This is a genomic window from Catenuloplanes niger, assembly GCF_031458255.1.
Lineage (GTDB): Bacteria > Actinomycetota > Actinomycetes > Mycobacteriales > Micromonosporaceae > Catenuloplanes > Catenuloplanes niger.
Genome location: NZ_JAVDYC010000001.1, coordinates 15,825 through 40,872, shown reverse-complemented (window position 1 = coordinate 40,872; position 25,048 = coordinate 15,825). Strand labels below are relative to the sequence as shown.

The window sequence follows — 25,048 nt, the reverse complement described above, 5'->3', positions numbered from 1 at the left end:
TTTCCGGAAGGAACACCCAGAATGATGTACACCTCTCGGCGCAACCTCCTGCGCCTGGCCGGCGCGGTCGGCGTGGCGTCCGTGCTCGCGGCCTGCGGCGGCGGTGGCGACGACTCCGGCACCGGTGGCGAGACCGTCTCGGCGGACGACGTCACCAAGGCGCTCCAGGACGGCGGCGAGCTGCTGATCTGGTCGTGGGACACCACGATCAAGCCGACCGCGGACGCGTTCATGGCCAAGTACCCCAAGGTCAAGATCAACGTCGTCAACGCGGGTACGAACGCGGACCAGTACGTGGCGCTGCAGAACGCGCTGCAGGCCGGTAAGGGCGTGCCGGACCTCGCGCACATCGAGTACTACGCGCTGTCCCAGTTCGCGCTGCAGAAGCAGGTCGCGGACCTGACCGGCTTCGGCGCCCCGGCGCTGAAGGACAAGTTCGCGCCCGGCCCGTGGAACGGCGTCACGCCGAACGGCGGCGTGTTCGGCCTGCCGCTCGACTCCGGCCCGATGGTCCTCTACTACAACGAAGAGGTCTTCAAGAAGCACAACGTCGCGGTGCCGGCCACCTGGGACGAGTACTACGAGGCCGCGAAGAAGCTGCACGCCGCCGACCCGAAGGTGTTCATCGCCGCGGACAGCGGTGACGCCGGCACCACCACCTCGATGATCTGGCAGGCCGGTGGCAAGCCGTACACGGTCGACGGTGAGAACGTCACGATCAACTTCGCGGACGCCGGTGCGCAGAAGTACACCGCGCTCTGGCAGAAGATGATCGACGAGAAGCTGCTCTCGAGCATCTCCGGCTGGACCGACGAGTGGTTCCAGGCGCTCGGCAACGGCACCCTGGCGACCCTGGTCGTCGGCGCCTGGATGCCGAGCAACCTGGTCTCCGGCGCGCCGAACGGCGCCGGCAAGTGGCGCGTCGCGCCGATGCCGCAGTGGGAGGCGGGCGGCACCGCCACCGCCGAGAACGGCGGCTCCGCGATGTCGGTCATGGAGGCCTCCACCCGCAAGGCGCTCGCCTACGGCTTCCTGGAGTACCTGACCAACGGCGAGGGCGTGAAGACCCGCCTGGACAACGGCGCGTTCCCGGCCACCACGGCCGACCTGAACTCGCCGGAGTTCCAGGCCAAGGAGTTCGAGTACTTCGGCGGCCAGAAGATCAACGAGCTGTTCGCCCAGTCCTCCGCGAACGTGGTGCCGGGCTGGCAGTACCTGCCGTTCCAGGTCTACGCGAACTCGATCTTCAAGGACACGGCCGGCCAGGCGTACATCACGCCCACCAAGCTGGCCGACGGCCTGAAGGCGTGGCAGGACGCGTCCATCAAGTACGGCAACGAGCAGGGCTTCACCGTCAAGTAGGTCCCCTCGTGTCACCCGCGCCGGGTCCGCCGACGGGCCCGGCGCGGCCATGAACTCCACCCACCACAAGGGAGCAACACACGTGGAACACCGGTGGCTTCGCTGGCCCTCTCCGGAGGCCGGGCCGCGGATGGCGTTCGGCGCCGACTACAACCCCGACCAGTGGCCGCGCGAGGTCTGGGATGAAGACGTCGCCGCCATGCGCGAGGCCGGCGTCAACATCGTCTCGATCGCGATCTTCTCCTGGGCGCGGATCCAGCCGAACGCGGAGACGTTCGACTGGGCGTGGCTCGACGACGCGATGGACCTGCTGCACGCCAACGGCATCGCGGTCGACCTGGCCACCGCGACCGCGTCCCCGCCGCCGTGGCTGACCACGTCGCACCCGGACATCCTCCCGGTGGACAACGCCGGCAACACGGTCTGGCCGGGTGCCCGCCAGCACTGGCGGCCCACCTCGCCGGTCTTCCGCGAGTACGCGCTGAAGCTGGTCCGCGAGCTGGCCACCCGCTACGCGCACCACCCCGCGCTGACCGCCTGGCACGTCAGCAACGAGCTGGGCTGCCACAACGTCTACGACTACTCCGACGACGCGGCGCGCGCGTTCCGGGCCTGGCTCAAGGCCCGGTACGGCACGATCGAGGCGCTGAACGACGCGTGGGCCACCGCGTTCTGGTCGCAGCGGTACAGCGCGTGGGGCCAGATCCTCCCGCCGCGGCAGGCCGCCAGCTACCCGAACCCGACGCAGCAGCTGGACTTCAAGCGGTTCAGCTCGGACGCGCTCAAGGACTACCTGATCGCCGAGCGGGAGATCCTGCGCGAGCTCACCCCGGACGTGCCGGTCACCACGAACTTCATGGTGATGGGCGAGACCAAGGGCATGAACTACGCCGACTGGGCGTCCGAGGTGGATTTTGTCTCCAACGACCACTACTTCTGGCCCGGTCCGCAGGGCCTGGACGAGCTGTCCTTCTCCGCGAACCTGACCGGTCACATCGCGGCCGGCCGCCCGTGGTTCCTGATGGAGCACTCCACCAGCGCGGTCAACTGGCAGCCGATCAACCTGGCCAAGCGGCCCGGTGACATGAGCCGCGACTCACTGATCCACGTGGCGCACGGCGCGGACGCGGTCTGCTTCTTCCAGTGGCGCCAGTCCAAGGGCGGCGCGGAGAAGTACCACTCCGCGATGCTGCCGCACGCGGGCACGGACAGCGCGGTCTTCCGCGCGGTCGCCCAGCTGGGTCAGGACCTCAGGACCATCCAGCCCGTCGCGGGTACGGACCAGGCGCCGGCGCGGGCCGCGATCCTGTTCGACTGGGACTCGTGGTGGGCCAGCGAGCTCGACTCGCACCCGACCGAGAAGCTGCGCTACCGGGCCGAGGCGCTCGACTGGTACACCGCGTTCCTCGCCAACGGCGTGCCGGTCGACGTGCTCCCCGCGTCGTCCGCGCTGGACGGCTACGACCTGGTCGTGGCGCCGATCCTGCACGTGGTCCCGGCCGAGCTCGCGCAGCGCCTCGAGGCGTACGTGACCGGCGGCGGTCACCTGGTCACCACGTACTTCTCCGGCATCGTGGACCAGAACGACCACATCTACCTGGGCGGTTACCCGGGTGCGCTGCGCGACCTGCTCGGCATCCGGATCGAGGAGTTCGGCCCGCTGTACGAGGGCGACAGCGTCACGCTCGACAACGGCTCGGACGGCACGCTCTGGACCGACCGGATCGACGTGGTCGGCTCCGACGTCGAGGTGCTGGCCTGGTACAAGACCGGCGAGCACGCGGGCCGGGCGGCGATCACCCGGCGTACCGTGTCGGCCGGCTCGTCCGACGGCGAGCCCGGTGGCGACGGCGTTCCGGCCGGCACCGCGACCTACGTCTCCACCCGGCTCGGCCCGGACGGGCTCACGCCGCTGCTGGCCGACCTGCTGCGCGCCGCGGGCATCGCCAGCCCGCTGCCGGAGGAGGCCCGCGGGCAGGTGGAACTGGCCGTGCGTACCGGCGGGACCGAGGACTTCTGGTTCCTGATCAACCGGACGGACGTGCCGGTCGAACTGCCGGGCGTCGACGGCGAGGCGCTGCTCGGCAGCATCACGCCGCTGGCCCCGCGCGCGGTCGCGGTCCTCCGCCGCGCCCGCTGACCCCCGGGTTCCGGTGATCCGGGCGGTACCGGCCGCCCGGATCCGGTCGGGGAACGGACCCCGTGCGGGCGGGACCGGTTCCAGCCCGGACTCGCTCGCGCGGACCTGCGTACGGCCCGGTCACCGCCTCTGCACGGGCGGTGACCGGGCCGTGAGTGGTTTCCCTGAGGTTGTGGCGCGCGACTTGTGAGAGCGCTCTCCGGCGTCCTAGAGTTCCGACCGGAACAACCGCGCGGGGACCCTGGGTCCGCACCGCGCGACGCCCACACCTTATACGGCCCGGAGGCCTTTCCACCATGCAGAACGACCCCTCGGCTGCGCCGGATAAAGCGGGAAAAAAGAGTAAAAAGCGGTGGTTCTTGCTGGCGATCCCGGTCGTGGCCGCGGTCGCCGGCAGCGGCGTGCTGGTCGCCACCGCCAACGCGGGCAGCGACCAGACGCCGATCCCGGGCGTGCTCGAGGCCGAGTCCTACGCGGCTCACCACGGCGCGCAGACCGAGGGCACCAGCGACGCCGGCGGCGGCCGCAACGTCGGCTGGCTCAGCAACGGCGACTGGATGCGCTACGACAACGTCGACCTCGGCGCGGCCGGCGGCCGGCTCACCGTCGAGGCCCGGGTGGCGTCCGCGAACACCGACGGCGGCAGCGTCGAGGTGCGCGCCGGCAGCCAGACCGGCGAGCTGCTCGCCGCGTTCCCGATCACCAAGACCGGCAACTGGCAGAGCTGGGTGACCGGCACCGCGAACAGCCCGACCACGCTCAGCGGCAAGCAGACCGTGTTCGTCAACCTGGTCAGCAAGAGCCGCAGCGACTTCGTCAACGTCAACTGGCTGCGCTTCACCCGGGTCGACGGCGGCACCGGCACGCCCGCGTCGACGCCGTCCGGCACCGTGTCCGCCTCGGCGCCCGCGCCCGGGCCGGCCTCGCCGAGCGCGGCGCCGTCGGTCAGCGTGTCGCCCACGCCGGCCGGCACCACGCCGCAGACCGGCACCGGCTGGGTCGTGATGGACCGGGCCAAGTGGGCGCAGGAGCTCGCCGCGTTCCGCGCGATCACGCCCAGGACGCCGAAGGAGCGGATGGTCCCGGAGTTCCACGCCTCCTGCAAGATCAGCCACACCAGGCCGGACGACCCGATCGTCTTCCCCGGCATGGCCGGCGCGTCGCACGACCACACGTTCTGGGGCAACAAGAGCACCGCCGCCGCGTCGACCGCGGAGTCGCTGTTCGCCAACAAGGCCACCACGTGCGAGCCGTCCACCCAGGACTTCTCCGCGTACTGGGTGCCGACGCTGCTGAAGGACAACAAGCCGGTCATGCCGAAGGAGGTCACGGTCTACTACGGCTCGCGCCTGAAGGACTACGCCGCGACCGTGCCGTTCCCGTCCGGCTTCCGCATGATCGCCGGTGACGCGAAGCAGCAGACCAGCACCGGGCAGAACAACCAGTTCTGGTGCGCCGGCAACGGCGGCGAGACCGGCCGGACCTCCGACGGCGAGTGGCCGGTCTGCGCGCCGACCGCGGAGCTGATCCGCCAGCTGACCTTCCCGGATTGCTGGGACGGCGTGCACCTGGACAGCCCGGACCACAAGTCGCACGTCGGCCCGGCCGACAACACCGGCAAGTGCTCCGGCAAGTACCCGGTCGCGATCCCGTCGATCTCGTTCATGCTGCCGTACCCGCTGAACACGGACACCGAGGGCGTCAAGCTCTCGTCCGGCACCGGGTACTCCATGCACGGCGACTTCTTCAACGCGTGGGAGCCGCAGGCGCTGGCCGAGCGCGTGCGCAACTGCATCAACCAGCACGCGAAGTGCAACGCCCAGGGCAACTTCTGACCCATCGGGTACGGCGAACGGGCTCCCCGCACCGGGGAGCCCGTTCCCGGCTGTCCGGCTCAGGCCGCGAGCGCGACCGGGACGCGGGCGGAGCGGTCCCCGCCGATCGCGTATAGCTGCTCGAACGCGGCCACGGTGCGCTCCTCGTCGTGCTGCTCGGCCACGGCCCGGGCCCGGCGGCCCAGCGCGGCCGCGCGGTCCGGGTCCTGCAACAGCGTGACCAGATGACCGGCAAGCGCGCGGGCGTCACCCGGCGGGAACAGGAAACCGGTCTCGTCGTCGATCACCAGGTGCGGCAGCGCGGCCGCGTCCGCGCCCAGCACCGGGCGGCCGCACGCCATCGCCTCCAGCGTCACCAGGCTCTGCAACTCCGCGGTGCCCGGGTTGACGAACACGGTCGACGCCGCGTACGCGGACGGCAGCTCCTCGTCCGGCACGAAACCGGCGAACCGCACCGAGTCCGCCACGCCCAGCTCGGCCGCGAGCGCGCGCAGCGCCCGGTCCTCCGCGCCGGTGCCGACCAGCAGCAGCTGCGACCGGACCCGGCGGCGGACCGTGGCGAACGCGCGGATCAGCACGTCCAGGTTCTTCTCCGAGTCCAGCCGGCCGACGAACGCGACCGTGGGGACGTCCTCGAGGCCGTACCGGTGGCGGAAACCGGCCGCGTCGCCGCCGGACCGGAACCGGGACAGGTCGATGCCGCACGAGATCGGCAGCACCGGGCCCGGGATGCCGGCCACCGTGGCCAGCGCGGCCGCGTACGGTGTCGGCGCGGTGACCACGTCCGCGCGGGCGAACACCCGCGCCGCGTCCCGCCACGCCCACGCGTGCACCTGATCCCGGCCGAGCGGCAGGTAGTGCGTCAGGTTCTCCGGCATGAAGTGGTTGGTGGCGACCACGAAGATGCCGCGTTCGTGAGCGGCCGCGACCAGCGCCCGGCAGACCGGGAAGTGGCTCTGCACGTGCACCACGTCCGGGCGCACCTCGTCCAGGATCCGCCCGGCCACCCGGCGCAGCGCGATCGGCAGCGAGAACCGGAAGTCCCGGCGCTGCCAGATCGGCAGCGACCGCACCCGGTGCTCGACGATCCCGCCGGCGGTGACCCGTCTCTCGCTGACGTACCCGGTCGCGGGGCTGACCACGTGCACCTCGTGGCGCTCGGTCAGCGCGGCGGCGAGACGCTGGGCGAAGTAGGAAGCGCCGTTGACGTGCGGGGCGTAGGTGTCGGCGCCGATGAGGATGCGCATGGGGTCTTCGTCTCCCTGATCGTGGTGAGGCGGCGGAAGAGCCGGTTGAGAAGCAGATGGACGAGCAGTACCGGGCCGGCCACGGCCGCGGTGAGCAGCAGGAAACCGCCGGGCAGCTCCAGCAGGCCGGTGAGCCTGGTGCCGAGCAGCGCGCCCGCGCCGAGCAGCACGGCGGCCCGCACCGCGGAACCGGCCGTCACCCAGGCCGCGAACCGGCGGTACGGGATGCGCGCGACGCCGGCCGCGACGAACGCGGGCATGGCCAGCACGTCGACGAGCTTCGCGGTCATCACCAGCCGCGGCAGCGAGCGGGTGACGCCGGCGGCGCGCCGCGACGTGAACCCGATCCGGGCCAGCAGCGACGACACCCGGGGGTGCCGGGACCACCGGCCGGCCAGGTAGAGCAGGCTGTCGCCGGCCACGTCCGCGAGCACGACGATCACCCAGACCGGCCAGAACCGGGCGAGACCGGCGCCGACCATGGAGCCGGCGGTGACGGTCGCGGCCGGCCCCTCGACCAGCACCAACGGGCCGATCCAGGTGTACGTGTCCATGGCGTCCACTCTCGGTCCCGAGGCTTCTCGGGTGCGTCCGCCCGGGGAGCCACAACGCCCGTAGGGGTTCGCATCGGACCACGGGGTGATGCTCGGGGGGATTCCGCTAGGTAGCGTTCGGAACGTGAGCGGGGGTCCGAGGCAACAGACACGGGCATTGCGGCAGCCAGCGGTGGCCGGGCAGCCAGCGGTGTCGGGGCAACCGGCGGTGGCCGGGCGGCCGGCGGTGTCCGGGCGGCCGGCGGTGTCCGGGCGGCCGGCGGTGCCGAGGCAGTGGTGGCTGGTCGTCGGGGCGCTGGCCGGCATGCTGCTGGTCGGGACCGCGACCGTGATGACCGATGTGTACGGTGTGGCGCTGCTGATCTCCTGGGCCGCCGCGACCGCGCAGTGCGGCGCGCTGGCGCTCACCCTGACCCGGCCGCGGATCGCCACGGTGCTGCAGCTCGCGGCCGTGGCGGTGTTCGCGTTCGCGCAGCAGGGCTCGGCCGGCATCTGGCCGTTCCAGCCGCCGGTGATGCTGACCATGGTGGTGCACGTCGCGCTGATCGGGCTGCGCTGGCCGTGGCGCGAGGCCGTGGTGATCTGGTGGATCAGCGCGCTCTTCGGCATCCTGCTGGCGACCGTCGACCCGCGCGGCCGCACCCTCGAGGTCGGCGACACCGCGCTGATCACCTACGCGACGAACTCGGTGATGGTGCTGTTCGGCACGATCGCGTGGCGGCAGCGCGGCGCGGTCCGCCGGGAGCTGGCCCAGGCCCGCCGCGACGTCGAGCTGGAGCAGGCGCAGCGGGCACTGGTCGAGGAGCGCAACCGGATCGCGCGGGAGCTGCACGACGTGGTCGCGCACAGCATGTCGGTGATCCACATGCAGGCCACGTCCGCGGTGTACCGGTTTCCGGACATCGACCCGGAGCCGCGCGCGGAGTTCGGCCGGATCGCGGCCGGCACCCGGGCCACGCTGCGGGAGATGCGCGCGCTGCTGGCGCTGCTGCGCGACGAGAGCGCGGACACCGAGGCCCGGCCGCAGCCGGACCTGCGCGATCTGGGCGAGCTGGCCGAGTCCGCGCGCCGCGGGGGCGTGCCGGTGACGCTGGACGTGACCGGCGATGCCGGCGACGGGACCGTGGGCCTGGCCGCGTACCGGATCGTGCAGGAGTCGCTGAGCAACGTGATCCGGCACGCGCCGGGCGCGGACACCCGGGTCCGGGTCGCGGTCGAGCGCGGCGAGCTGCTGGTCGAGGTGGTGAACGGTCCGCCGGCCGCGGTGCCCCGGCTGATCGAGGAGCCGGCCCGGGCCGGGCACGGGCTGGTCGGCATGCGCGAGCGGGCCCGGCTCGCCGGTGGCCACGTGCGGACCGGCGCCCAGCCGGACGGCGGCTACCGGGTCACCGCGCGGCTGCCGCTGTCCGGGGACCCGCTCGTCCCGTCCGCCGGGCCGGCGGCTCACCCGGCCGTCGAGGAGGGTGCCGCATGATCCGGATTCTGATCGCCGACGACCAGCCGATGATCCGGTCCGGCGTGCGGGTGATCCTCGAGTCGCAGCCGGATCTGACCGTGGTCGGCGTCGCGGAGAACGGGCGGGAGGCGATCGAGCGCAGCCGCGCCCTGCGCCCGGACGTGGTACTGATGGACGTACGCATGCCGGAGCTGGACGGGCTGGCCGCCACCCGGGAGCTGCTCGCCGCCGGTGAGCCGGCCCCGCGCGTGCTGATGCTGACCACGTTCGACATCGACGACTACGTGTACGAGGCGTTGCGCGCGGGCGCGAGCGGGTTCCTGCTCAAGGACAGCGAGCCGGAGGAGCTGATGCGCGCGGTCCGGGTGGTGGCGCGCAGCGAGTCGCTGCTGGCGCCGACGATCACCCGCCGCCTGATCGAGAACTTCATCGACTCCCGGCCGCCGGAGCCCGCGGTCAACCCGGCGCTGGACGCGCTGACCGACCGGGAACGCGAGGTGCTGCGGCACATGGCGATGGGCATGTCGAACGCGGAGATCGCCAAGGCGCTGTTCATCGCGGAGCAGACCACGAAGACGCACGTCAGCCGGATCCTGAACAAGCTCGGCCTGCGGGACCGGGTGCACGCGGTGGTCTTCGGCTACGAGCACGGCCTGGTGACGCCGGGCCGGAACACGTCGCCGCCCGCGTGAACGGTGCGCGGCGTGCCGGATGACCCGCGGATCGCGCGGGACCCGAACACCACCGTCGGTGACCACGCCGGAAGTGGGCACCTCACGCATCTGCTCCTGGATTTTGGGTTTGCCACGCGGATGCGCTAGGAAGATCGGATGGAGAAACTCCTGCTCTTCCCCGGTCGGCACCACCTGCTGACGCGCTTCCAGGCGGAATTCCTGCGGCGGGCGGCCGGGGACGCGACCGTGGTGTGGGCGGTGACGTCGGCGAACCACGAGAACACGAAGCGTAACCCGATCCCGTACCACCGGCGCGAGGCCGCGATCGAGCGGCTCAGCGCGCAGGAAGGGCTGCGGTCGCTGGTGGTGCCGGTGTTCGACACCGCGCCGACGGATCGGTTCGCCGCGGTGACGGTGAAGAACATCGAGGTGGCGACCGGGCTGGTGGTGACGCCGGAGAACACGGTGGTGGCCTGCTCCACGCCGGCGGTCACGGCGCTCTACACCGCGCTGGGCTTCACGGTGGTGCCGGTCGAGGACGATCCGGCGCTGGCCGCGGACCCGCCGGAGCGCCCGTGGGACGTGCTGATGCGGCTGGCCGGCGGCGACGAGACGTGGCGCGAGCTGGCACACCCGGCGTCGGTGGACGTGTTCGGGCGGTACCGGCTGGTGGAGGCGGTGCGCGCGGTGGTCAACGACCCGGTGGTGGGCGACGAGGGCGGGCTGACCGCGACCCGCGACTACCGGACGTACGTGGAGGCGTTCGCCGCGGGTGCGGAGCGCAAGTGGGGCCTGGTCCGCGAGCACGTGCGGCCGGGCCGGATCGTGGACATCGGGTGCGGCGCGGGCGCGGTGCTGGAGATGGCCGATCGCGAGCCCGCGCTCCGGGAGAGCGACCTGATCGGCGTCGAGGTGGCGCGGCACCTGTTCGAGGAGTGCGTGCACAAGAAGGCGCAGGGCGCGTTCACGAACCCGAATGTGTTCTTCTACCACCGCAACGTGCTCGGCGGTGCGGTGTTCGCGCCGCGGTCGATCGACACGACCATGACGTTCGCGCTGACCCACGAGATCTGGTCGTACGGCGCGCGGATGGAGTCGCTGCGGCGGTTCGTGGCGGCGATCTACGAACACACCGTGCCGGGCGGCGTGTGGATCAACAGTGACGTGTGCGGGCCGGACGGCAAGGACCAGCTCGTCCACCTGCGGCTGTCCACGTCGGACGGCGCGAACCCGGGTGCGCCGGTCGACCTCGCCGGCGACGTCGCCGCCTACGTGAGCGGGCTGTCCACCCGGGCCCGGCTCGACCAGTTCGCGAAGGACTTCCGGTTCCCGTTCGGCTTCCGCCCGGTGTCGGACGACGTGGTCGAGCTGACGCTCGGGGACGCGATGGACTTCCTCACCCGCAAGGACTACCCGGACAACTGGCTGTCCGAGACGCAGGAGCAGTTCTGCGGACTGGAGATGGCGGACTGGAAGGGGCTGCTGACCGACGTCGGCTTCGAGGTCGACGCCGCGTCGCACGCCACCCGCAACGACTGGATCGTCCGGAACCGGCTGGACCCGGTCGCGTCGCTGCACCGGCCGGACGGCAGCCCGCTGGACTGGCCGGTCACCCACACGCTGCTGATCGCCCGGCGCCCGCTCAACACCTGATCGGGGCGAAACGCCGGGATTCACGGTACGTGCGCAAAGGAACACGAGCCGTCAAGGATCCGCCCTGGCAGGATCCTCGGCGTGTCCGTGTTCGTCAGCAGAGTCGCCGCCTGGATCGCGCTGGTCGGCGGCACCGTGGCCCTCTTCTGGGGCCTGCTGTCCGTGTTCGGCACGCCCACCCCGCGCTGCGGCGGCTGGCGCATGCAGGCCGGTGACGTCTGCGGCGCGCGGGGCTACGAGGAACAGCTCGCCTACGAGGCCACCCGCATGCAGGTGGAGGCGGTCGTCGCGCTCGGCGGCGGCCTGCTCCTCACGCTCGCCGGCCTGCTGCTGCTGGCGCGCGCGACCCGGACCTTCGCCGACGACGCCGGCCCGGACACCGGCCGCCGCAAGCTCCTCGCCCAGCGGGAGGGATGGCGGTACCGGGCGGTCGACCCGGACGTCGCCGCACGCTACCCGAACGTGGGGCTGAGCCGGAACGCGGCGGACAACGACTACTCCCGCGTGCTCAGCGGCGACCTGGACGGCGTGCCGTTCGACGTGTTCAACCACGCGTACACGTTCGGCGTCGGCGTCGGCGCCATCCGGCACGAGGAGACCGTGTTCCTGCTCCGGCTGCCGCCGTGCGCGGCGTCGTTCAGCGTGGAGGACGCCGGCCGGGTGATGCCGGCCGAGCTCGGTCCGCTGGTGCTCACGGACGAGCTGCGGCGGGCGTGCGTGCGGACCCGGGTGCGTGACTGGGCCGTGGTCGGCTCCACCCTGGTGTACGCGGAGGCCGTCATCCCGGACTCGCGGGTGGCGCGCATCCCGGCCCGGCTGGCGGACCTCCGGGTGGTCGCGGACGCGATGCCGTCCATTGTGTTCAGCGCCCCTCACATCGATTGACGTCATGCTAGGTTCGGCGGCATGAGGCGTTTCTGTGCCGTCGCCGTCGCGCTCGCCGTCGTGCTGCTCCCGTCGGCCGCGATCGCGGCACCGCCGGCGTCCGGGTCGCCATCGCCGTTCCAGGGGCCGTCGCCGTTCCAGGGGCCGTCGCCGTTCCAAGGGCCGTCGCCGTTCCAAGGGCTTTCGCCGTCCTGGTCGCTGTCGCCGACCGGGAGCACGGCGCGGTTGCGCGGGCTGTCCGTGGTGTCGGCCCGGGTGGTGTGGGCCGGCGGCAGCGGCGGGACGGTGCTGCGGACCGTGGACGGTGGCCGGCACTGGGCCTCGGTCGGCCCGGCCGGCGCGGAGGCGCTGCAGTTCCGCGACATCGAGGCGTTCGACGCGCGGCGTGCCGTGGTGCTGTCGATCGGCCCCGGCGCGGACTCACGCGTCTACCGGACCGTCGACGGCGGCCGGACCTGGGCGGAGACGTTCCGCAACCCGGACGCCGCCGCGTTCTACGACTGCCTGGCCTTCACCGACGCGCGGCACGGGCTGGCGTTGTCCGACCCGGTCGACGGCGCGTTCCGTGTGCTGTCCACCTCGGACGGCGGGCAGACCTGGGCGGTGCGGTCGCGGGTGCGGATGCCGGCGGCACTGACCGGCGAATTCGCGTTCGCGGCCAGCGGCACCTGCCTGGTCGCCGGCGCCGACGGCCGATACTGGTTCGCCACCGGCGGCGGCGCGACCGCCCGGGTGTTCACCACCACGGACCACGGCCGCAGCTGGCGGGTCACGTCGACCCCGGTCCCGTCCGGCCCTTCCGCGGGCATCTACTCGCTCGCGTTCCGCTCTCCGTCCCAGGGCGTCGCGGTCGGCGGCGACTACGCGGCCCCGTCGTCCGCCCCGTCCGGCGCGGCCGTCCTCCGCGACGGCCGCTGGACCACGTCCGCGGTCCCACCCGGCGAGTACCGTTCCGGCGCCGCGTGGATCCCCGGCCGGCGCGCGTCCGTGCTGGCGGTCGGCCCGACCGGCAGCTCCCTCAGCCACGACGGCGGCCACACCTGGACCGAGTTCGACGGCGGCAGCTTCGACACGGCCGACTGCGTCACGAGCCGGAACGCACCCGTCTGCTGGGCGTCGGGCGAGACCGGCCGGCTGGCGATCCTGAACGGACGGTTCTGATTCCCCGGCCCCTGCGCGAAGACACGTACCGTCCGGACGACGCATTCCACCGGCATTTCGGGAGGCTCTTCGCATCCGGTCCGCCTCCGCGCCGTTCTCACCCGTGCCGAGGACGTTGACGCTCCGCTGACAATGACGGCAGGGGCCGAGGGCGGGAGGCGGTATGCGTGTCGCGGAGACTCCCTACGAGACGATTCGCGTCAACGGACGTGAGCTGACGGTGACTGCGGAACTGCGGTCAACCAAGCAGGACCAGCACCTGCTGCAGGTCACGTCGGGGCAGGGCGATGTGCTGCTCGCCCGCTGCCTGTGGCCGGTCAATCCCGAGGACATCGAGGCCGCACATCGGGTGGCCGCGGGCGTCCAGCACGAGATCGGGGCTCTTCGGGACAACGAGCGACCGGAGCTGCCCCGGGTGCATCCGGAGCTGTGCGGTCCCGCGGTGCTCACCTACGGTGCTCGACAGCAGAACGTCACGGTGGTCGTCCGTGACTTCATCGCCGGCAAGCCCATCGACGATCTGTTACGCGGCATCGACGCCAAGGTCGATCAGGTGCGAGTGATCATCAGATGCTTGGAGAGCGTGTTGCGTGGCCTGATCGCGCTGCACGAGCGGAGGGTCGGTCACTTCGACGTTCGCGCGTCGAACGTGATCCAGCCCGATCGGCAGGGCTCCCCGGCGGTTCTCATCGATCTGAACGCGAGCCAGGTCCTCCGGGCCAATCGCGAGGCGCGTGCCACCATTCTCTACGTCGACCCGAGGCTGGCGCCGGAGGAGTGGTTCGGTGGGCTGGCCGACGAGCACTCCCGGATCGATCTCGCGCAACTGGCGGACGGCGATGACCTGGTGTGGCTCGACTGGTATCAGTTCGGGCTGCTGATCCGCGAGTTGCTCGGTGCCGCCAGCGGCCTCAGCTCGACCAACCGGAGGTACCTGGACGAGGTCGCGAATCACCTGACCAGCTATCCGTCGTGCAAGCGGGTGACCGCCTCGGAGATCCATCACCTGCTGGAACGGGCGAAACCCGAGTTCCTGCATCCGTACGGTGTGCCGGAACTGGTACGCAACGCGCCCAACGACGACGTGGAGAGTTTTCCCGACGGTCAGGTACTCACCAAGACGGGGGTGATCGCGGACATCATCCGGCATCCCGCGTTCACCCGGCTGTTCGCGGTCAAACAGCTGACTCTGTTGCGGTACGTGTTCGTCGGAGCGGAACACACCCGCGCCATGCACATGATGCACTGCGCGAGCCTCGCCGCGGACCTCATGCAGCACATGTTCTCCGATCCGCGGTTCCGTCGCACGTTCGAGAGCCGCGACGTCCGCTTCGCCATCGTGGCGGCGTTGCTGCACGACATCAACCATTTCCCGTTCCTGCACACGTTCCAGGAGTCGGCCGGTGGTGTGTTCACCAACCGGGCGCTCTTCGACGAGGTGATGAACTCCGACTTCGCGCATTTCGCCGGGCGGGCGCACGAGCCGCTCGGCGACCTGCTCCGAGCCGACGGCATCGAGCCGGAGCGTCTGTGGCGTGTCTGTTACGAGGACCGTTCCCGTCAGCTGCCGGACTCACCGGTCGAGCAGTTCGTCAACTCGATCCTCGACTCCGGGGTCGACCTCGACAAGCTGTCCTATCTGAGGCTCGACGCGCTGTTCACCGGTGTGCCGATCGGTGGCGGCATTGACCAGGCACGCCTCATGCGTTCCGCGATCATGACGCCTGACTCGTACAACATGGAGTTTCTGGCCTTTGACATGAAGGCGCTGCCGGCCGTTGAGTCGGTTATCCACGCCCGGCTCGCCAATTTCCGTTCGATCTACTGGCATCCCCGCAATCGGGCATTGATGGCAATGTTCCTGCACGTCGCGGACAGCATCGCCATGCAGCCGTCGTTCCGGACCGAGTTTCTCGTCATGTCCGAGGAGGAAGTCGTCAAGCGAATGAACGGGCTGTACGAGGAGCGGACGGGCCGGCCCTCGCCGATGAGGTCCTTCGTGCCGCTGCGCGGGGCCGGGCTCTACCAGGAACTGTACGAGGTGCCGTTCGCGGAGGACACCAAGCACGGCGAGGTGTCACGAGCGCTCAACAATCTCCCGGTCGAACAGCGCAGCGCGAGTCAGCTGCTGGAGTTGCGGCGAGCGGTGGGTGCCGAGCTCACCCGCAGATATCCGCGGATCGGTGAGGTCGACGAGTCGGAGGTGCTCATCGACATTCCCTCCCGCCCGATGGACGGCCGGATCCGGTCACTTCTGAGCGACGGCCGGGGACGGGCTCAGACCATCAGTCAACTGTCGAGCACCGCCCGGGCCGCGGAGCAGGACTTCCAGCAGCTCGCGAAGAGCATCCGCGTCTTCGTGGCACCCCGGCTCGCCGAAGCGGTCCGGGCGGGAACCGGTGACACGGAAGCCAGCTGGCTCGGTGATCTACTGTTCGAGCAGGTCAGTACGTTGCGGCACCGGCAGCTACTGACATGACGCCGCTGATCGCGTGGCTGGCGGTGCACCTGTCCCCGACCGTGCCCCGATGGGACAGCCCGGACTGGCTCAACGTGTCGTTCATGGCGGCCGCGTTCGTCGGATTCGTGACGCAATGGGGATTCTCGTTCGTCGCGGCCCGGCAGAGCCGCCGGCTCAACGCGCGTACCGAAGCGGGATTGCGAAAGGTCCAGGACCTGCTGCATACGGTACGGGCGACGCTGGTGAGCACGAACGCCGAGTCGCTGCGGTTGCGGGACCAAATGGTGGAGTTCGCCCACGCCGGGCTCGAGCCCGACGTCGGCGCCGTCGATCGTGGTGAGCCGATCGTCCCCGACGCGCCCGACGCGCTGCGCGATCGGGTGCTCGCGGTTCTGGAGGCCAACGGGGACGTCCTGCCGGTACGCGCGATCTACAACATCGCGCGACCGCCGGCGCTGGAACAGCTTCTCTACGTTCTCTACCAGCTCCGCGATCAGGAGGCGGTCCGGTGGGACGACAGCCGGATCACCTGGGAGACGCGGGTGCGATCGAGCCGGGCCTGACCCCGTCAGTCACGGCGCGGCGGTGGGGTGGTGGTGGCGCTGCAGGAACTGGCGCCGGTCGTGGTCACCGGCGTGTGCGGGGTCAGGGCGGACGTGCCGGACCAGCGGCGGCAGCGGGCGCAGAGGCGGACCGAGCGGGCGGGCCGGCGACCGGACGGGCGGGACAGCGCCGCCACCGAACAACCGCACGTCATGCCGTAACCCCCTGCACAGTTCTGCACGCCCGGGTGTGAGTGTGCGCCGGGACGGTGCTCACGCGGGAGCCCATCGGCTGCTCACGCGTTCCTGTCGTACCCGAGGTCTAGCCTGTCGTGGAGAAGACGCATTCGGTTGCCGCGGAGGTTGTAGGACATGAGCACGCTCACTGATCGGCCGGAGACGGCGCTGGTCGTCATCGACGTCCAGCGGCAGGTGGTCGCGGCCGCGTGGGAGCGCGACGCGGTGGTGAAGAACATCGCGACGCTGGTCGAGCGGGCGCGGGAGACCGGCACCGCGGTCGTGTGGGTGCAGCACAACGACGCCGACCTGCCGCGGGGTGGCGACGGCTGGCAGATCGTCCCGGAGCTGCCGGTCCGTGACGGTGAGCCGGTCGTGCACAAGAACTGGGGTGACGCGTTCGAGGCGACCGAGCTGGAGGACGTGCTGGCCGCGCGCCGGGTCGGGCATCTCGTGGTGGCCGGCGCGCAGACCGACGCGTGCATCCGGTCCACGCTGCACGGTGCGATCGCCCGGGGCTACGACGCGACGCTCGTGTCGGACGCGCACACCACGGACGACAACGGCGAGTGGGGTGCGCCGCCGCCGGAGCAGGTCATCGCGCACACCAACCTCTACTGGCGGTTCCACCGCGCGCCGGGCCGCAGCGGGGGCACGGCCGGCACGGCGGAGGTGACGTTCACGCGACCGGCACCGTGACCACCCTGCCGGTGTGCCGGGCCTCCTCGGCGGCGAAGACGGCCAGGTGCGCGGCGAGCGACTCGGCCGGGCCGGAGCGGATGTGCGCCGGGTCGCCGGTCGCGACCGCGGTGACGAACGCGTTCATCACACCCGCGTCGCCGCCGCCGTGGCCGCCGCCCGCGGTCGGGTCACCGGTCGCGGGTGCGTCGCCGGTCGAGTCCAGCACCGTGACCGTGTCCGTGCGGAAGTCGTGCAGGCGCACCCGGACGCCGTCGCCGGTCAGCATGCCGTGCGTACCGAAGAGGCGGGTCTGCCGGTGGGTCAGCGGGGTGAACGCGGTGACCGTGAACGACGCGGTGACGCCGCCGGACAGTTCCATCGCGACCACCTGGTGGTCGGCCACGTCGTTGTCGCCGCGGTAGACGCACCGGCCGTACGGGCCGTCGCGCAGCGCCGTGAGCACCGCGGCCTCGTCCGGCCCGTCGGTGATCACGTTGACCGGCCAGCGCAGGCCGCGGTCCCGGAACCGGGGGAGGTAGATCTTCGGCGCGGAGTACGGGCAGTCCGGCTCGGCCGGGCAGTCCAGGCACCGTTCCGCGGCACCGGGCGGCGCGTTCTCCGGGCGGAAGTGCCGCAGCCCGCCGAAGCTCGACACCCGCTCGATCCGGCGGCCGGTCACGTAGGCGAGCCAGTCCAGGTCGTGGCACGACTTCGTCATCAGCATCGGCGCGGACCGGTCCGCCCGGCGCCAGTTGCCGCGCACGTAGGAGTGCGCGAAGTGCCACCAGCCGACCGGCTCCAGGTGCTCCACGCTGACCAGCTCGCCGATCGAGCCGGCGTCGAGCACGCGTTTCACCAGGTCGGTGTAGGGCGTGTAGCGCAGCACGTGGCAGACGGCCAGCAGCACCCCGGCGTCCTCGACGGTGGCGACGATGCGGCGGCACTCGTCCGCGGCCGGCGCCAGCGGCTTCTCCAGCAGCACGTGGTAGCCGGCGCGGGCGAACGCCTCGGCCGGACCGAGATGATCACGGTCCTGCGTCGCGATGATCACCGCGTCCGCGACGCGGCCCTCCACGATCAGATCCTCCCAGCGGGGGTACGGGGTGCCGCCCACCCGCTCGCGCCGGTGCGGCAGCGGATCGGCGACCGCGACCAGGCGCGCCCGGTCCGGGTGCGCGGCGACCCACTCGGCGTACTTCTGCCCGCGGCTGCCCGCACCGACCAGCGCGATCGTCACCGGACTCATGCTTTCGGCACCTCCCGATCCTCATCCTGCCTACAGTGGTGTCACCTGGGGTTACCGATCGGGGGAAGCCATGGACACCGCCACCGTGGTCGTCTCACGGACCGACCTGTCACATCTGCATCTTCCGCCCCGCTCGATCTTCGACGGGGAGTACGCGGGCGGGACCGCGGAGGTGTCGTGCCTGCCGCTGTGGCGCAGCGCGGGCCGGGCGTCCTTCGCGCTGCCGGTCACCGAGTCCGAGGCGCAGATCCTGCACCGCAGTTACGCGCTCGAACGGTTCCGCAGCCGCCTGGTCGTACCGGCGATGATCGTCGTCGGGGTCAGCGCGGCCGGCTGGATCACCTACTCGCTGCTCACCCGGCCCGCCCGGACCGACCTGGTCGGGGCCGGCGCGCTCCTCGTCGTGGTGCTGCTGCTCCTGGTCAACCTGCTGATCGGCGAGTACCTGATCCCCAAGCAGTACCCCCGCCTGGTCCGCGGCGACCGGATCCGCATCGCCTCGGTGCCGAACGAGGTGGTGCGCGAGTGGGAGCACCTGAACCCGGGCGTCACCCTCCGCGAACGTCTCTGACCACCGGACTCGCCGGCGGCCGTGGTCGTTGCCCGCCGGCCGGCGCGGTGCGATCGTGAACCGGTGCGGTTGCGTATCGTCGGCGTCGACCTGCCGGGCCGGACCGCGGACACCGATCCGGCCGGGCCGCCGTACCGGGACGTCCACGTCGGCGTGCAACGCCGGGACGAGGTGGTCGACCTGGTCCCCGGCGACGCCGCGTCCGCGGTGTGGGACCTCGAGGTGACCGCGAAGCCGGAACCGGTGGACTTCGGCGGCCCGTTCGTCCACGGCCGGCGTGGCGCCCGCTTCGTCTATCTGGCCTGGGGCAGCGTGGCGGCCGGGGGTGGCTTTCACACGTTCCGCCGGGCGAAGATCCACCCGGCGGACGCCGGCGCCGGGCTAGTCACCGAGGCCGCCGCCGGCCGGGGCGTGCTCGTCGCCCGCCTCGGTCTCACCGACGCCAGGGGCGGGCCGGTCTGTGCCACGGTCCGGCCGCCGCTCGTCCGGTGGGAGCTGGTCCCGGAGTGACCGGGCGCGCGCCACGAGATCGGGCCGCGTGCTCGCGTACCGGTCGATGATCAGCTCCACCAGCTCGCGCAGGCGCGGATGCGGCACCAGGCGGAGCTCGCCGGCGCGGAGGAACGCGTCCGCGCGTTCCGGCGTGTCGGCCCCGACTTCGATCAAGGATCCCAGCCTCAGGGCGAGCGCGGCATCCGCCTGCGGATGCCGGCCGAGGTGTGCCGCGACGCACCGGGCGTAGCCATCCGCGGAGATGCCCGACAGGTGCTCCAGCACCCAGACGACGGTCATCGGGGAGACGTGCGGGTCGGCCGCGAGCCGGGTGAGCAGCAGATCGGCCGACCGGTCACTCGCCGCCGTCCTCGCCCAGAGACGATATGCCTGGTCGCGCCGCTGCGCCGGCACGTCGACGGCGAAGAGCAGACGGAACATCGCGCCGAGCGTCGTCGCCATCTCGCCGCCCAGGAGAACCAGCACGCTGCTCTCCACGTTGAGGCCCGCCTCGATCAGCGGATCGTTCAGGTGCTGCTGCAGGTCGTCATCGTCGTGGCAGGTGAAGTGCGCCTCCCGGCGCAGGTGGGTCATGGTGTCCGCGCGGGCCGGCACGTCGTGCAGGGTCCACCGCAGGTCCACCGCCGCCGGAGCCGGCACCGGCGTACCCGTGAGGCGCAGCGCGATCTCCCGTTGCCCGTCGGCGGTCCAGGTCCGCTCCAGCGCCACCAGGTCGAGCAGCCCGCTGAAGCCGCTCGCGGCGGGCTGGGACCGCCACAGCCGGCTGTCCTGCCGCCAGGCCCGGACCACGGAGTCGCGGCCCCGGGCGGGATCGTCGCCGACCAGGCGGGAGGCCACCACCGGCCCGGCGCACAGGATCAGCAAGAGCAGATTCGACGTGTACGCCGCGACGCGCGCGGGCACAGTGAGCAGCTCCGGGGCGTACCCGTCGAAGGCCCGTGCCGGCCTGGGCAACTGGGCGGCACGGTACACCCCGATCAGGACGTCGAGCCATTCCTCGCGGGCCGCCGCGTCCAGCGTGGACGCGAGATCGCGCAGGAAGAGCACGACCTGGCGGCGGTCCGCGAGCGGGGCGAAGGAGAGCAGCGCGTGCAGCAGGTCGTCGTCGACGGCGGTGCCGGTGTGGAACGTGGTGACCCGCTCCCGGGCGACCAGTTCGGCCACGATGCCGTGGATCAGGCGCGCCGCCAGGTACTCGCCGAACGTGGCGTGCAGGAACTCGTAGGTCTCGAGTGCGCCCCGCTCCCGGGTCGCGCGGGCGCGGTGGACGAAGAAGAACGAGCTGAGCGCCAGCTCCGCCGCCCGCAGCGGCGCCCGCAGGTCGGCCGGGGTGGTAGGCGCCTGCACGGCGCCGCTGAGCGCGGGCAGCGCCAGCAGGTCGGACTGGAGCTGCTCCTCGGTCACCCACTGCGCGCCGCGGTTGAGCATGGCGAACGCGACCACGCTCAGCCGCCGCATCTCGCTCTCCACCCGGCGGCGCACGTCCCGCGGCGGCAGGCCGGTGCCGAGCTTCTCGACCTCGCGCAGCGCGAACCGGGTGAGCAGCCGTTCGTAGAGCTCGTCCGGCCGCAGCGCGCCGGCCGAGTGCAGCGCGTTCCCCTCCGCGTCGTAGAGCGCGAGCATCAGCAGCAGCAGCGGCTGGGACGCGAGCTCCGGGTAGCGCAGCACGGTCTCCAGCGAGATCGGGTGCACGCCGTCGGTGAACCGGGCCGCGTTCGCCCGGTTCCAGACGTCCAGCCAGGCCGCGACGCGTGGCACGTCGAACGGTTCCAGCCGGAGCGCGATCGTGTCCTCCGGTGGCTGCGCGCGGTCGGCGACGCTCGTCCTGCTGGTCACGACCACCGCGACCGGCCGGCCCTGGTCGGCCTCCCGCCGCTGGAACCGGGCCACTCGCCGCAGGTAGTCGGACTGGCTCACGCCGGTGGCCTGGAGCAGCTCGTCGAAGCCGTCCAGGATGATCAGTGGCAGCGCGCCGCCGGCGGACCGGGACAGCGCCGGCCACTCGACCCGGTCACCGGTCGCGTCCCGGACCGCGTACTCGATCTGGTCCTGCAGGTCGGCGTCGGCCGGGACCGCGCGCAACGCGACCAGCACCGGCAGGAAGTCGGCCGGCGGCAGTTGCGCGGCGAGCACGCGGGTGAGCACGGACTTGCCGGACCCGGGCTGGCCGAGGATCAGCAGCGGCCCGGCCGCCGCGGCCGGTGAGGTCAGGTGCCAGGTCAGGAACGCCAGCAGGTCGTCCCGCACCGGCCGCTGCTCCCACCAGTCCTCGCTGCTCAGCGCGGCCTGCCCGGTGACGGCCGACGCGCGGAACAGCTGCGGCAGAAAAGCCTCGGCCAGCGTGGGTACGCGCAGGCCCGCCGGAACCTCGCCGGACGGCGCGATCGGGAGGCGCATCGCGGCCTGGTACGCCCGGGCCAGCCCGTGGCGGCGGTCGTCGGGTGCCCGGCCGGTGCTGATCGCGTCCAGCGTGGCGTGCAGCGCGTCCAGGCCGGTGGCGAGGTCGCGCAGCCGTTCGTGGGTGGCAGCGTGCTCGCGCAGACCCGCCCAGAACGCGACCTCGGGGAAGTCGGCGGCGAGCCGGCCCAGCAGGCTCTGGTAGCGGTCGAGCGCGGGTGACGTCACCGCCGCGATGCTCTCGAGCGCGTGCCGCCGCGCGGTCTCGTCGAGCCGTTCGAACGCGGCCAGCCCGGACACGAAGCCGGCGACCGCGGCCGCGCGCTCGGTGTAGTAGGTGGTGAGGTGGCCGAGGAAGGCCTGGTGCGGCTGCGCGGGCCCCGGGATCGGTGCCGGCCAGCCGCCCACCGGTGGACGCGTCGTGGTGCCGCCGGCCAGCGACCGCTGTTCGCCGGCGGTCAGCTCGAGGTCGCGGTGCCCCAGCGGGGACGCGGACTCGGCCAGCGCCTCGAAGAACGCGGTCACCACGATCACCGCGTGCGCCGCCTCCAGCCGCCGGGTCCGCTCCTGGCGGGACAGGCCGGAGCGGTGCTCGGCCAGCCGGGTGACGAGCGTGGTGGTGACGCGGCTGAGCTCGGCCTTGGCGTCGAACCAGCCGAGGACGTCCCGGAACGGGCCGACCAGCGCCAGCATGCCGGCGCCGAGCAGCGTGTCGACCAGCTTCACGATCCCGGCGTGGTCGCCGCCGAGGATCCGGACGGCGTCGTCATAGCTGATGTCCCGGGCCACGCTCGCAGTATCCCCTATGGACACCACCCGCCGCGGTGGCCGACCGCGTCGTCCTCGTTGATCCGTCGATGTGACGTATCGGACGCGGGAATGCGCGGGATGTGAAAGAATGCGGAACCCCGCGGGGGCGGCGCATTCCCGGATCCGGCTGAAACAATGACGTCCATGAGACAGCTGCAGCTTTTCGGCCCGGCGGAATTGGCGCGGATGCGGGATCGGGCCACGTCGCGCCGGCACAGTTCCGCACACGAGGAATTCCGTCGCGCGCACCGGCGCCGCCGGGAGTGGGGCCTTCGGCAACGCCATGATCGTCGCCTTCGTGACCTGCGCGATCGCTCCGGCGGCGAGCAGGCGATGCTGCGGTGGCCGGCCGGCGCCGGGCCCGGCGCCGGCGACGCGCACGGCGGCGTCCGGTGGCTGTTCCCCGCCGACGTGGCCCGGCGGATCGTCGCGATGAAAGGCGGGGAATGATCCGCGATCGATGCGTTTCCGGCGGGGCGAAAGGCGTGCCGCCGGCCGCGTGCGGCGGCATTGTCGGCGCCGTTCCGGTGCCGGTTCTCAGGCGGTGCGGCCGAGCGCTTTCATGCCGGGCCGGCAGGCGGCCTCGAGCGCGGCCAGTTCGCCCGGAGGGAGGGCGCGGGACCGGCCGATGGCGGCCGGTGTGACGCGGGCGCGGGCGCGGGCCAGCCAGTCACCGTCCACGGAGGTGTGGAGTGTGGCCGCGAGGCGGGTCAGCGTGGTCTCGGGGGAGCGGAGCAGATCCTCGTAGCGGAGCGCGGAGGTCAGCGCCGACGGCAGCACGTCCAGCGCGGCGACCCCGTCGACGATCATCGACGACCAGAGCGCGCCGAAGACCGCGAGCGGGATCGGGTCCGGGGCGACCGCACCCGCGTCGTTCGGCGGGACGACCCGGCCGAGCGCTCCCGGCGGAATCGTCTCCCGGCGAGCGGCGGCCGGCACCGACGCGGCAGAGGCGGCATCGCCGGCCCGGACGGCCGGCATCCGCCGCGTGTGCGGGGCGTCGCCGGGCCGGCTCGGGCGCGCCGGCCGGGTAAGCGGGGCGGCCGGCGTCGCTGGGGTGAGTGGGCCGTTCTCGGGCTCGGCGGCTGGTGTCGGCGTCGTGGATGCGGCGTCGCCGACCTTGGCTGTTGGTGTTGGTGGCGTGAGTGCGGCGTCGCCGGGTCGGGCGGCCGGCGTCGCTGGCGTGAGCAGGCCGTCCTCGGCCTTGGCGGTTGGTGCCGGCGGTGTGAGCGCGGGGTCGTCGGCCGTGGCGGTTGGTGTCGGCGGCGTAACCGCCGCGTCGCCGGGTGGGACGGCCGGCGTCGGCGGGGTGTCGCCGGGACCGGCGGCGGGGGACAGCGGTGTCGGCGCCGGGAGGGCGGTGTCGCCGGGCCGGGAGGCGTGGCGGGTGAGCGCGGCCGCGCGGAACCAGGCGTGGCGGCTCATCGAGAGCGCGCAGTCGGGGCCGTCGCGGTACATGTGGACGAGGTGGGCGTCCGGGACGGCCGCGTGCAGCGTGGCGACGAGGTGCAATGAGGCGGTGGAGTGGTCGACGATCGTGGTCCGGCCGGACCGGGCGGCGAGGTGGTGCAGCAGCGCGCGGTAGTGCGCGGCGGCGGGACGCGCCGGCCAGCCGCGGACGACCGGTGCGAGATCGTCGAGGAGCCCGTCGGGGACGTGGGCGGCGGGTGCGTCGCCGGGCGCGGTGAGCAGGGACCAGACCGCCGCGCCGTCGATCTCGGCGGGCGGTGCGCCCGGCCGGCGGGCGACGAGCGCGGTGCCGACCTCGCGAACGCTGAGCACGTCGGGATGGTCGCGGAGGATTCGGGACAGCAGCGTGGAGCCGCAGCGGCCGCTGCCGACGACGAGCGTCAGGTGCATGCGTACCTTCCGCGTCGGGTGCCGGAACAGCGCGGCGAAGCCGGGCGAGAAGCGTTGATCCGTGGCGGGTCCGGCTTCGTATCACGGGGTGCGGACCGCGCCGGCCGGGTGACGATCATCATCCGGTGGCATCCGGGACCGTGCGGCCCCGGTCGCCTGTTTTCGCACCTCGCTGAAAGGATAGCCTTGCCCGCTGGACATGCTCTCGCTCGTTTGCTGGTCCTGACGCTCGCCGGAGCCGGGCTCGCGGCCTGCACCGCCACGCCCCAGGACCGCACCGGCGAGGTGATCTCGATCGATCCGAAGGTCTGCGTCAACGCGACCACGGGGGCGGACTACTGCTTCGAGCAGAACCCGGTGGAGCGGAAGGTGCCGGGGCTCGAGGTGGGCGACTGCGTCGAGTTCGCGCACACGCCACCGAAGAAGCCGGGCGGCCTGTTCCACCTGGAGCGGATGAACCGCTGCGGCGAGGAGCCGGAGGAGCCCCGGACCGCCGAGAACTCCCGCGACGACCCGGCCGGCGAGGCACCGCCCGCCGGCGGCGACGACCCGGCGGGCGAGGACCCGGCGGGCGAGGACCCGGCAGCGGCCGGCGGGGACGCTGCCGCGGAGGACGGGGCCGGGGCCGCGGGTGAGCAGGACCCGGCCGCCGGCGACGCGGACCCGGCCGCCGGTGATCAGGAGCAGGGCGGTGATCCGGACGCGGATCAGCAAGCGGATCAGGGCGGCGCGGCGCAGGGGGAGAACGGGGAGAACCAATAGC

20 protein-coding genes and 1 pseudogene are annotated in these 25,048 nt (G+C 72.4%); 16 read left to right on the top strand and 5 right to left on the bottom strand.

From position 1 onward, the window contains the following. Nucleotides 1-21 precede the first annotated feature (21 nt). From J2S44_RS00170 to J2S44_RS00160, 3 genes are all read left to right on the top strand, one after another. A complete protein-coding gene (locus tag J2S44_RS00170) occupies nt 22-1,362 on the top strand; it encodes an ABC transporter substrate-binding protein (protein ID WP_310407611.1) in 1,341 nt (446 codons plus the stop codon). An 82-nt stretch (nt 1,363-1,444) separates the two neighbouring features. Next, nucleotides 1,445-3,502, top strand: coding sequence for a beta-galactosidase (locus tag J2S44_RS00165; protein WP_310407609.1), 2,058 nt, complete (start codon nt 1,445-1,447; stop codon nt 3,500-3,502). A gap of 359 nt (nt 3,503-3,861) precedes the next feature. Next, a complete protein-coding gene (locus J2S44_RS00160; RefSeq protein ID WP_310407607.1) occupies nt 3,862-5,337 on the top strand; it encodes a DUF1996 domain-containing protein in 1,476 nt (491 codons plus the stop codon). A 59-nt stretch (nt 5,338-5,396) separates the two neighbouring features. On the opposite strand, the gene J2S44_RS00155 is transcribed toward J2S44_RS00160, so the two are convergent. Next, nucleotides 5,397-6,584: a glycosyltransferase gene (locus J2S44_RS00155; RefSeq protein WP_310407595.1), complete on the bottom strand. Its 1,188-nt coding sequence runs from the start codon at nt 6,582-6,584 to the stop codon at nt 5,397-5,399. Continuing rightward, a complete protein-coding gene (locus J2S44_RS00150; RefSeq protein WP_310407594.1) occupies nt 6,500-7,138 on the bottom strand; it encodes a DedA family protein in 639 nt (212 codons plus the stop codon). Before J2S44_RS00150 ends, J2S44_RS00155 begins: the two co-directional genes overlap by 85 nt. Nucleotides 7,139-7,400: 262 nt before the next feature. Here J2S44_RS00150 and J2S44_RS00145 point away from each other — a divergent pair, with 262 nt between their 5' ends. The 9 genes from J2S44_RS00145 to J2S44_RS00105 all read left to right on the top strand — a co-directional run bounded on the left by J2S44_RS00145 (nt 7,401) and on the right by J2S44_RS00105 (nt 16,906). After that, nucleotides 7,401-8,612, top strand: a complete 1,212-nt coding sequence (locus tag J2S44_RS00145) for a sensor histidine kinase (RefSeq protein WP_310407593.1) — start codon at nt 7,401-7,403, stop codon at nt 8,610-8,612. Further along, the gene (locus J2S44_RS00140; protein ID WP_310407592.1) at nt 8,609-9,286 is read left to right on the top strand and encodes a response regulator; all 678 of its coding nucleotides are present in this window, start codon (nt 8,609-8,611) and stop codon (nt 9,284-9,286) included. The genes J2S44_RS00145 and J2S44_RS00140 overlap by 4 nt, the downstream gene beginning before the upstream one ends. A gap of 138 nt (nt 9,287-9,424) precedes the next feature. Then, entirely contained in the window at nt 9,425-10,921 is a 1,497-nt protein-coding gene (locus J2S44_RS00135; RefSeq protein WP_310407591.1) for a class I SAM-dependent methyltransferase, read from the top strand. 81 nt (nt 10,922-11,002) lie between these two features. Next, nucleotides 11,003-11,806, top strand: a complete 804-nt coding sequence (locus J2S44_RS00130; RefSeq protein ID WP_310407590.1) for a hypothetical protein — start codon at nt 11,003-11,005, stop codon at nt 11,804-11,806. Between the two features lie 21 nt (nt 11,807-11,827). Next, nucleotides 11,828-12,967 carry a WD40/YVTN/BNR-like repeat-containing protein gene (locus J2S44_RS00125; protein WP_310407589.1) on the top strand — a complete coding sequence of 380 codons (1,140 nt, stop codon included), beginning with the start codon at nt 11,828-11,830 and terminating at the stop codon, nt 12,965-12,967. A gap of 163 nt (nt 12,968-13,130) precedes the next feature. Continuing rightward, on the top strand, nt 13,131-15,446 hold the full coding sequence (locus J2S44_RS00120; RefSeq protein ID WP_310407588.1) for a hypothetical protein: 2,316 nt from the start codon (nt 13,131-13,133) through the stop codon (nt 15,444-15,446). Continuing rightward, a complete protein-coding gene (locus tag J2S44_RS00115; protein WP_310407587.1) occupies nt 15,443-15,991 on the top strand; it encodes a hypothetical protein in 549 nt (182 codons plus the stop codon). Before J2S44_RS00120 ends, J2S44_RS00115 begins: the two co-directional genes overlap by 4 nt. Before the next feature lie 30 nt (nt 15,992-16,021). After that, nucleotides 16,022-16,192, top strand: a complete 171-nt coding sequence (locus J2S44_RS00110; RefSeq protein ID WP_310407586.1) for a hypothetical protein — start codon at nt 16,022-16,024, stop codon at nt 16,190-16,192. 150 nt (nt 16,193-16,342) lie between these two features. Then, nucleotides 16,343-16,906, top strand: coding sequence for an isochorismatase family protein (locus tag J2S44_RS00105; RefSeq protein ID WP_310407585.1), 564 nt, complete (start codon nt 16,343-16,345; stop codon nt 16,904-16,906). Here the strand turns inward: J2S44_RS00105 and J2S44_RS00100 are convergent. Continuing rightward, nucleotides 16,887-18,134 carry a Gfo/Idh/MocA family protein gene (locus tag J2S44_RS00100; RefSeq protein WP_310407584.1) on the bottom strand — a complete coding sequence of 416 codons (1,248 nt, stop codon included), beginning with the start codon at nt 18,132-18,134 and terminating at the stop codon, nt 16,887-16,889. The two genes, J2S44_RS00105 and J2S44_RS00100, sit on opposite strands and share 20 nt — an antisense overlap. Before the next feature lie 70 nt (nt 18,135-18,204). On the opposite strand from J2S44_RS00100, the gene J2S44_RS00095 reads away from it, so the two are divergent. Together J2S44_RS00095 and J2S44_RS00090 are read left to right on the top strand one after the other, a co-directional pair. Then, nucleotides 18,205-18,705 carry a hypothetical protein gene (locus tag J2S44_RS00095; protein ID WP_310407583.1) on the top strand — a complete coding sequence of 167 codons (501 nt, stop codon included), beginning with the start codon at nt 18,205-18,207 and terminating at the stop codon, nt 18,703-18,705. Nucleotides 18,706-18,768: 63 nt separating this feature from the next. Continuing rightward, nucleotides 18,769-19,215, top strand: a complete 447-nt coding sequence (locus J2S44_RS00090) for a DUF5990 family protein (protein ID WP_310407581.1) — start codon at nt 18,769-18,771, stop codon at nt 19,213-19,215. Between the two features lie 2,547 nt (nt 19,216-21,762). Here J2S44_RS00090 and J2S44_RS42810 read toward each other — a convergent pair. Continuing rightward, nucleotides 21,763-22,404: pseudogene (locus J2S44_RS42810) on the bottom strand (NACHT N-terminal helical domain 7-containing protein); the annotation flags it as partial. Nucleotides 22,405-22,569: 165 nt separating this feature from the next. Here J2S44_RS42810 and J2S44_RS00085 point away from each other — a divergent pair. Then, on the top strand, nt 22,570-22,875 hold the full coding sequence (locus J2S44_RS00085) for a hypothetical protein (protein WP_310407580.1): 306 nt from the start codon (nt 22,570-22,572) through the stop codon (nt 22,873-22,875). Nucleotides 22,876-22,962: 87 nt separating this feature from the next. Here J2S44_RS00085 and J2S44_RS00080 read toward each other — a convergent pair whose 3' ends face one another. Beyond that, nucleotides 22,963-24,285 carry a sulfotransferase gene (locus tag J2S44_RS00080; protein WP_310407579.1) on the bottom strand — a complete coding sequence of 441 codons (1,323 nt, stop codon included), beginning with the start codon at nt 24,283-24,285 and terminating at the stop codon, nt 22,963-22,965. A 213-nt stretch (nt 24,286-24,498) separates the two neighbouring features. On the opposite strand from J2S44_RS00080, the gene J2S44_RS00075 reads away from it, so the two are divergent. Continuing rightward, on the top strand, nt 24,499-25,047 hold the full coding sequence (locus J2S44_RS00075; RefSeq protein WP_310407578.1) for a hypothetical protein: 549 nt from the start codon (nt 24,499-24,501) through the stop codon (nt 25,045-25,047). Nucleotide 25,048 lies beyond the last annotated feature (1 nt).

Bases quoted from the DNA above. Each gene is read 5' to 3' on its own strand.
- J2S44_RS00155 (WP_310407595.1), bottom strand. From the start codon at position 6,584: ATGCGCATCCTCATCGGCGCCGACACCTACGCCCCGCACGTCAACGGC.
- J2S44_RS00080 (WP_310407579.1), bottom strand. From the start codon at position 24,285: ATGCACCTGACGCTCGTCGTCGGCAGCGGCCGCTGCGGCTCCACGCTG.
- J2S44_RS00085 (WP_310407580.1), top strand. From the start codon at position 22,570: ATGAGACAGCTGCAGCTTTTCGGCCCGGCGGAATTGGCGCGGATGCGG.
- J2S44_RS00105 (WP_310407585.1), top strand. From the start codon at position 16,343: ATGAGCACGCTCACTGATCGGCCGGAGACGGCGCTGGTCGTCATCGAC.
- J2S44_RS00115 (WP_310407587.1), top strand. From the start codon at position 15,443: ATGACGCCGCTGATCGCGTGGCTGGCGGTGCACCTGTCCCCGACCGTG.
- J2S44_RS00120 (WP_310407588.1), top strand. From the start codon at position 13,131: ATGCGTGTCGCGGAGACTCCCTACGAGACGATTCGCGTCAACGGACGT.
- J2S44_RS00100 (WP_310407584.1), bottom strand. From the start codon at position 18,134: ATGAGTCCGGTGACGATCGCGCTGGTCGGTGCGGGCAGCCGCGGGCAG.
- J2S44_RS00095 (WP_310407583.1), top strand. From the start codon at position 18,205: ATGGACACCGCCACCGTGGTCGTCTCACGGACCGACCTGTCACATCTG.
- J2S44_RS00125 (WP_310407589.1), top strand. From the start codon at position 11,828: ATGAGGCGTTTCTGTGCCGTCGCCGTCGCGCTCGCCGTCGTGCTGCTC.
- J2S44_RS00170 (WP_310407611.1), top strand. From the start codon at position 22: ATGATGTACACCTCTCGGCGCAACCTCCTGCGCCTGGCCGGCGCGGTC.
- J2S44_RS00150 (WP_310407594.1), bottom strand. From the start codon at position 7,138: ATGGACACGTACACCTGGATCGGCCCGTTGGTGCTGGTCGAGGGGCCG.
- J2S44_RS00140 (WP_310407592.1), top strand. From the start codon at position 8,609: ATGATCCGGATTCTGATCGCCGACGACCAGCCGATGATCCGGTCCGGC.
- J2S44_RS00135 (WP_310407591.1), top strand. From the start codon at position 9,425: ATGGAGAAACTCCTGCTCTTCCCCGGTCGGCACCACCTGCTGACGCGC.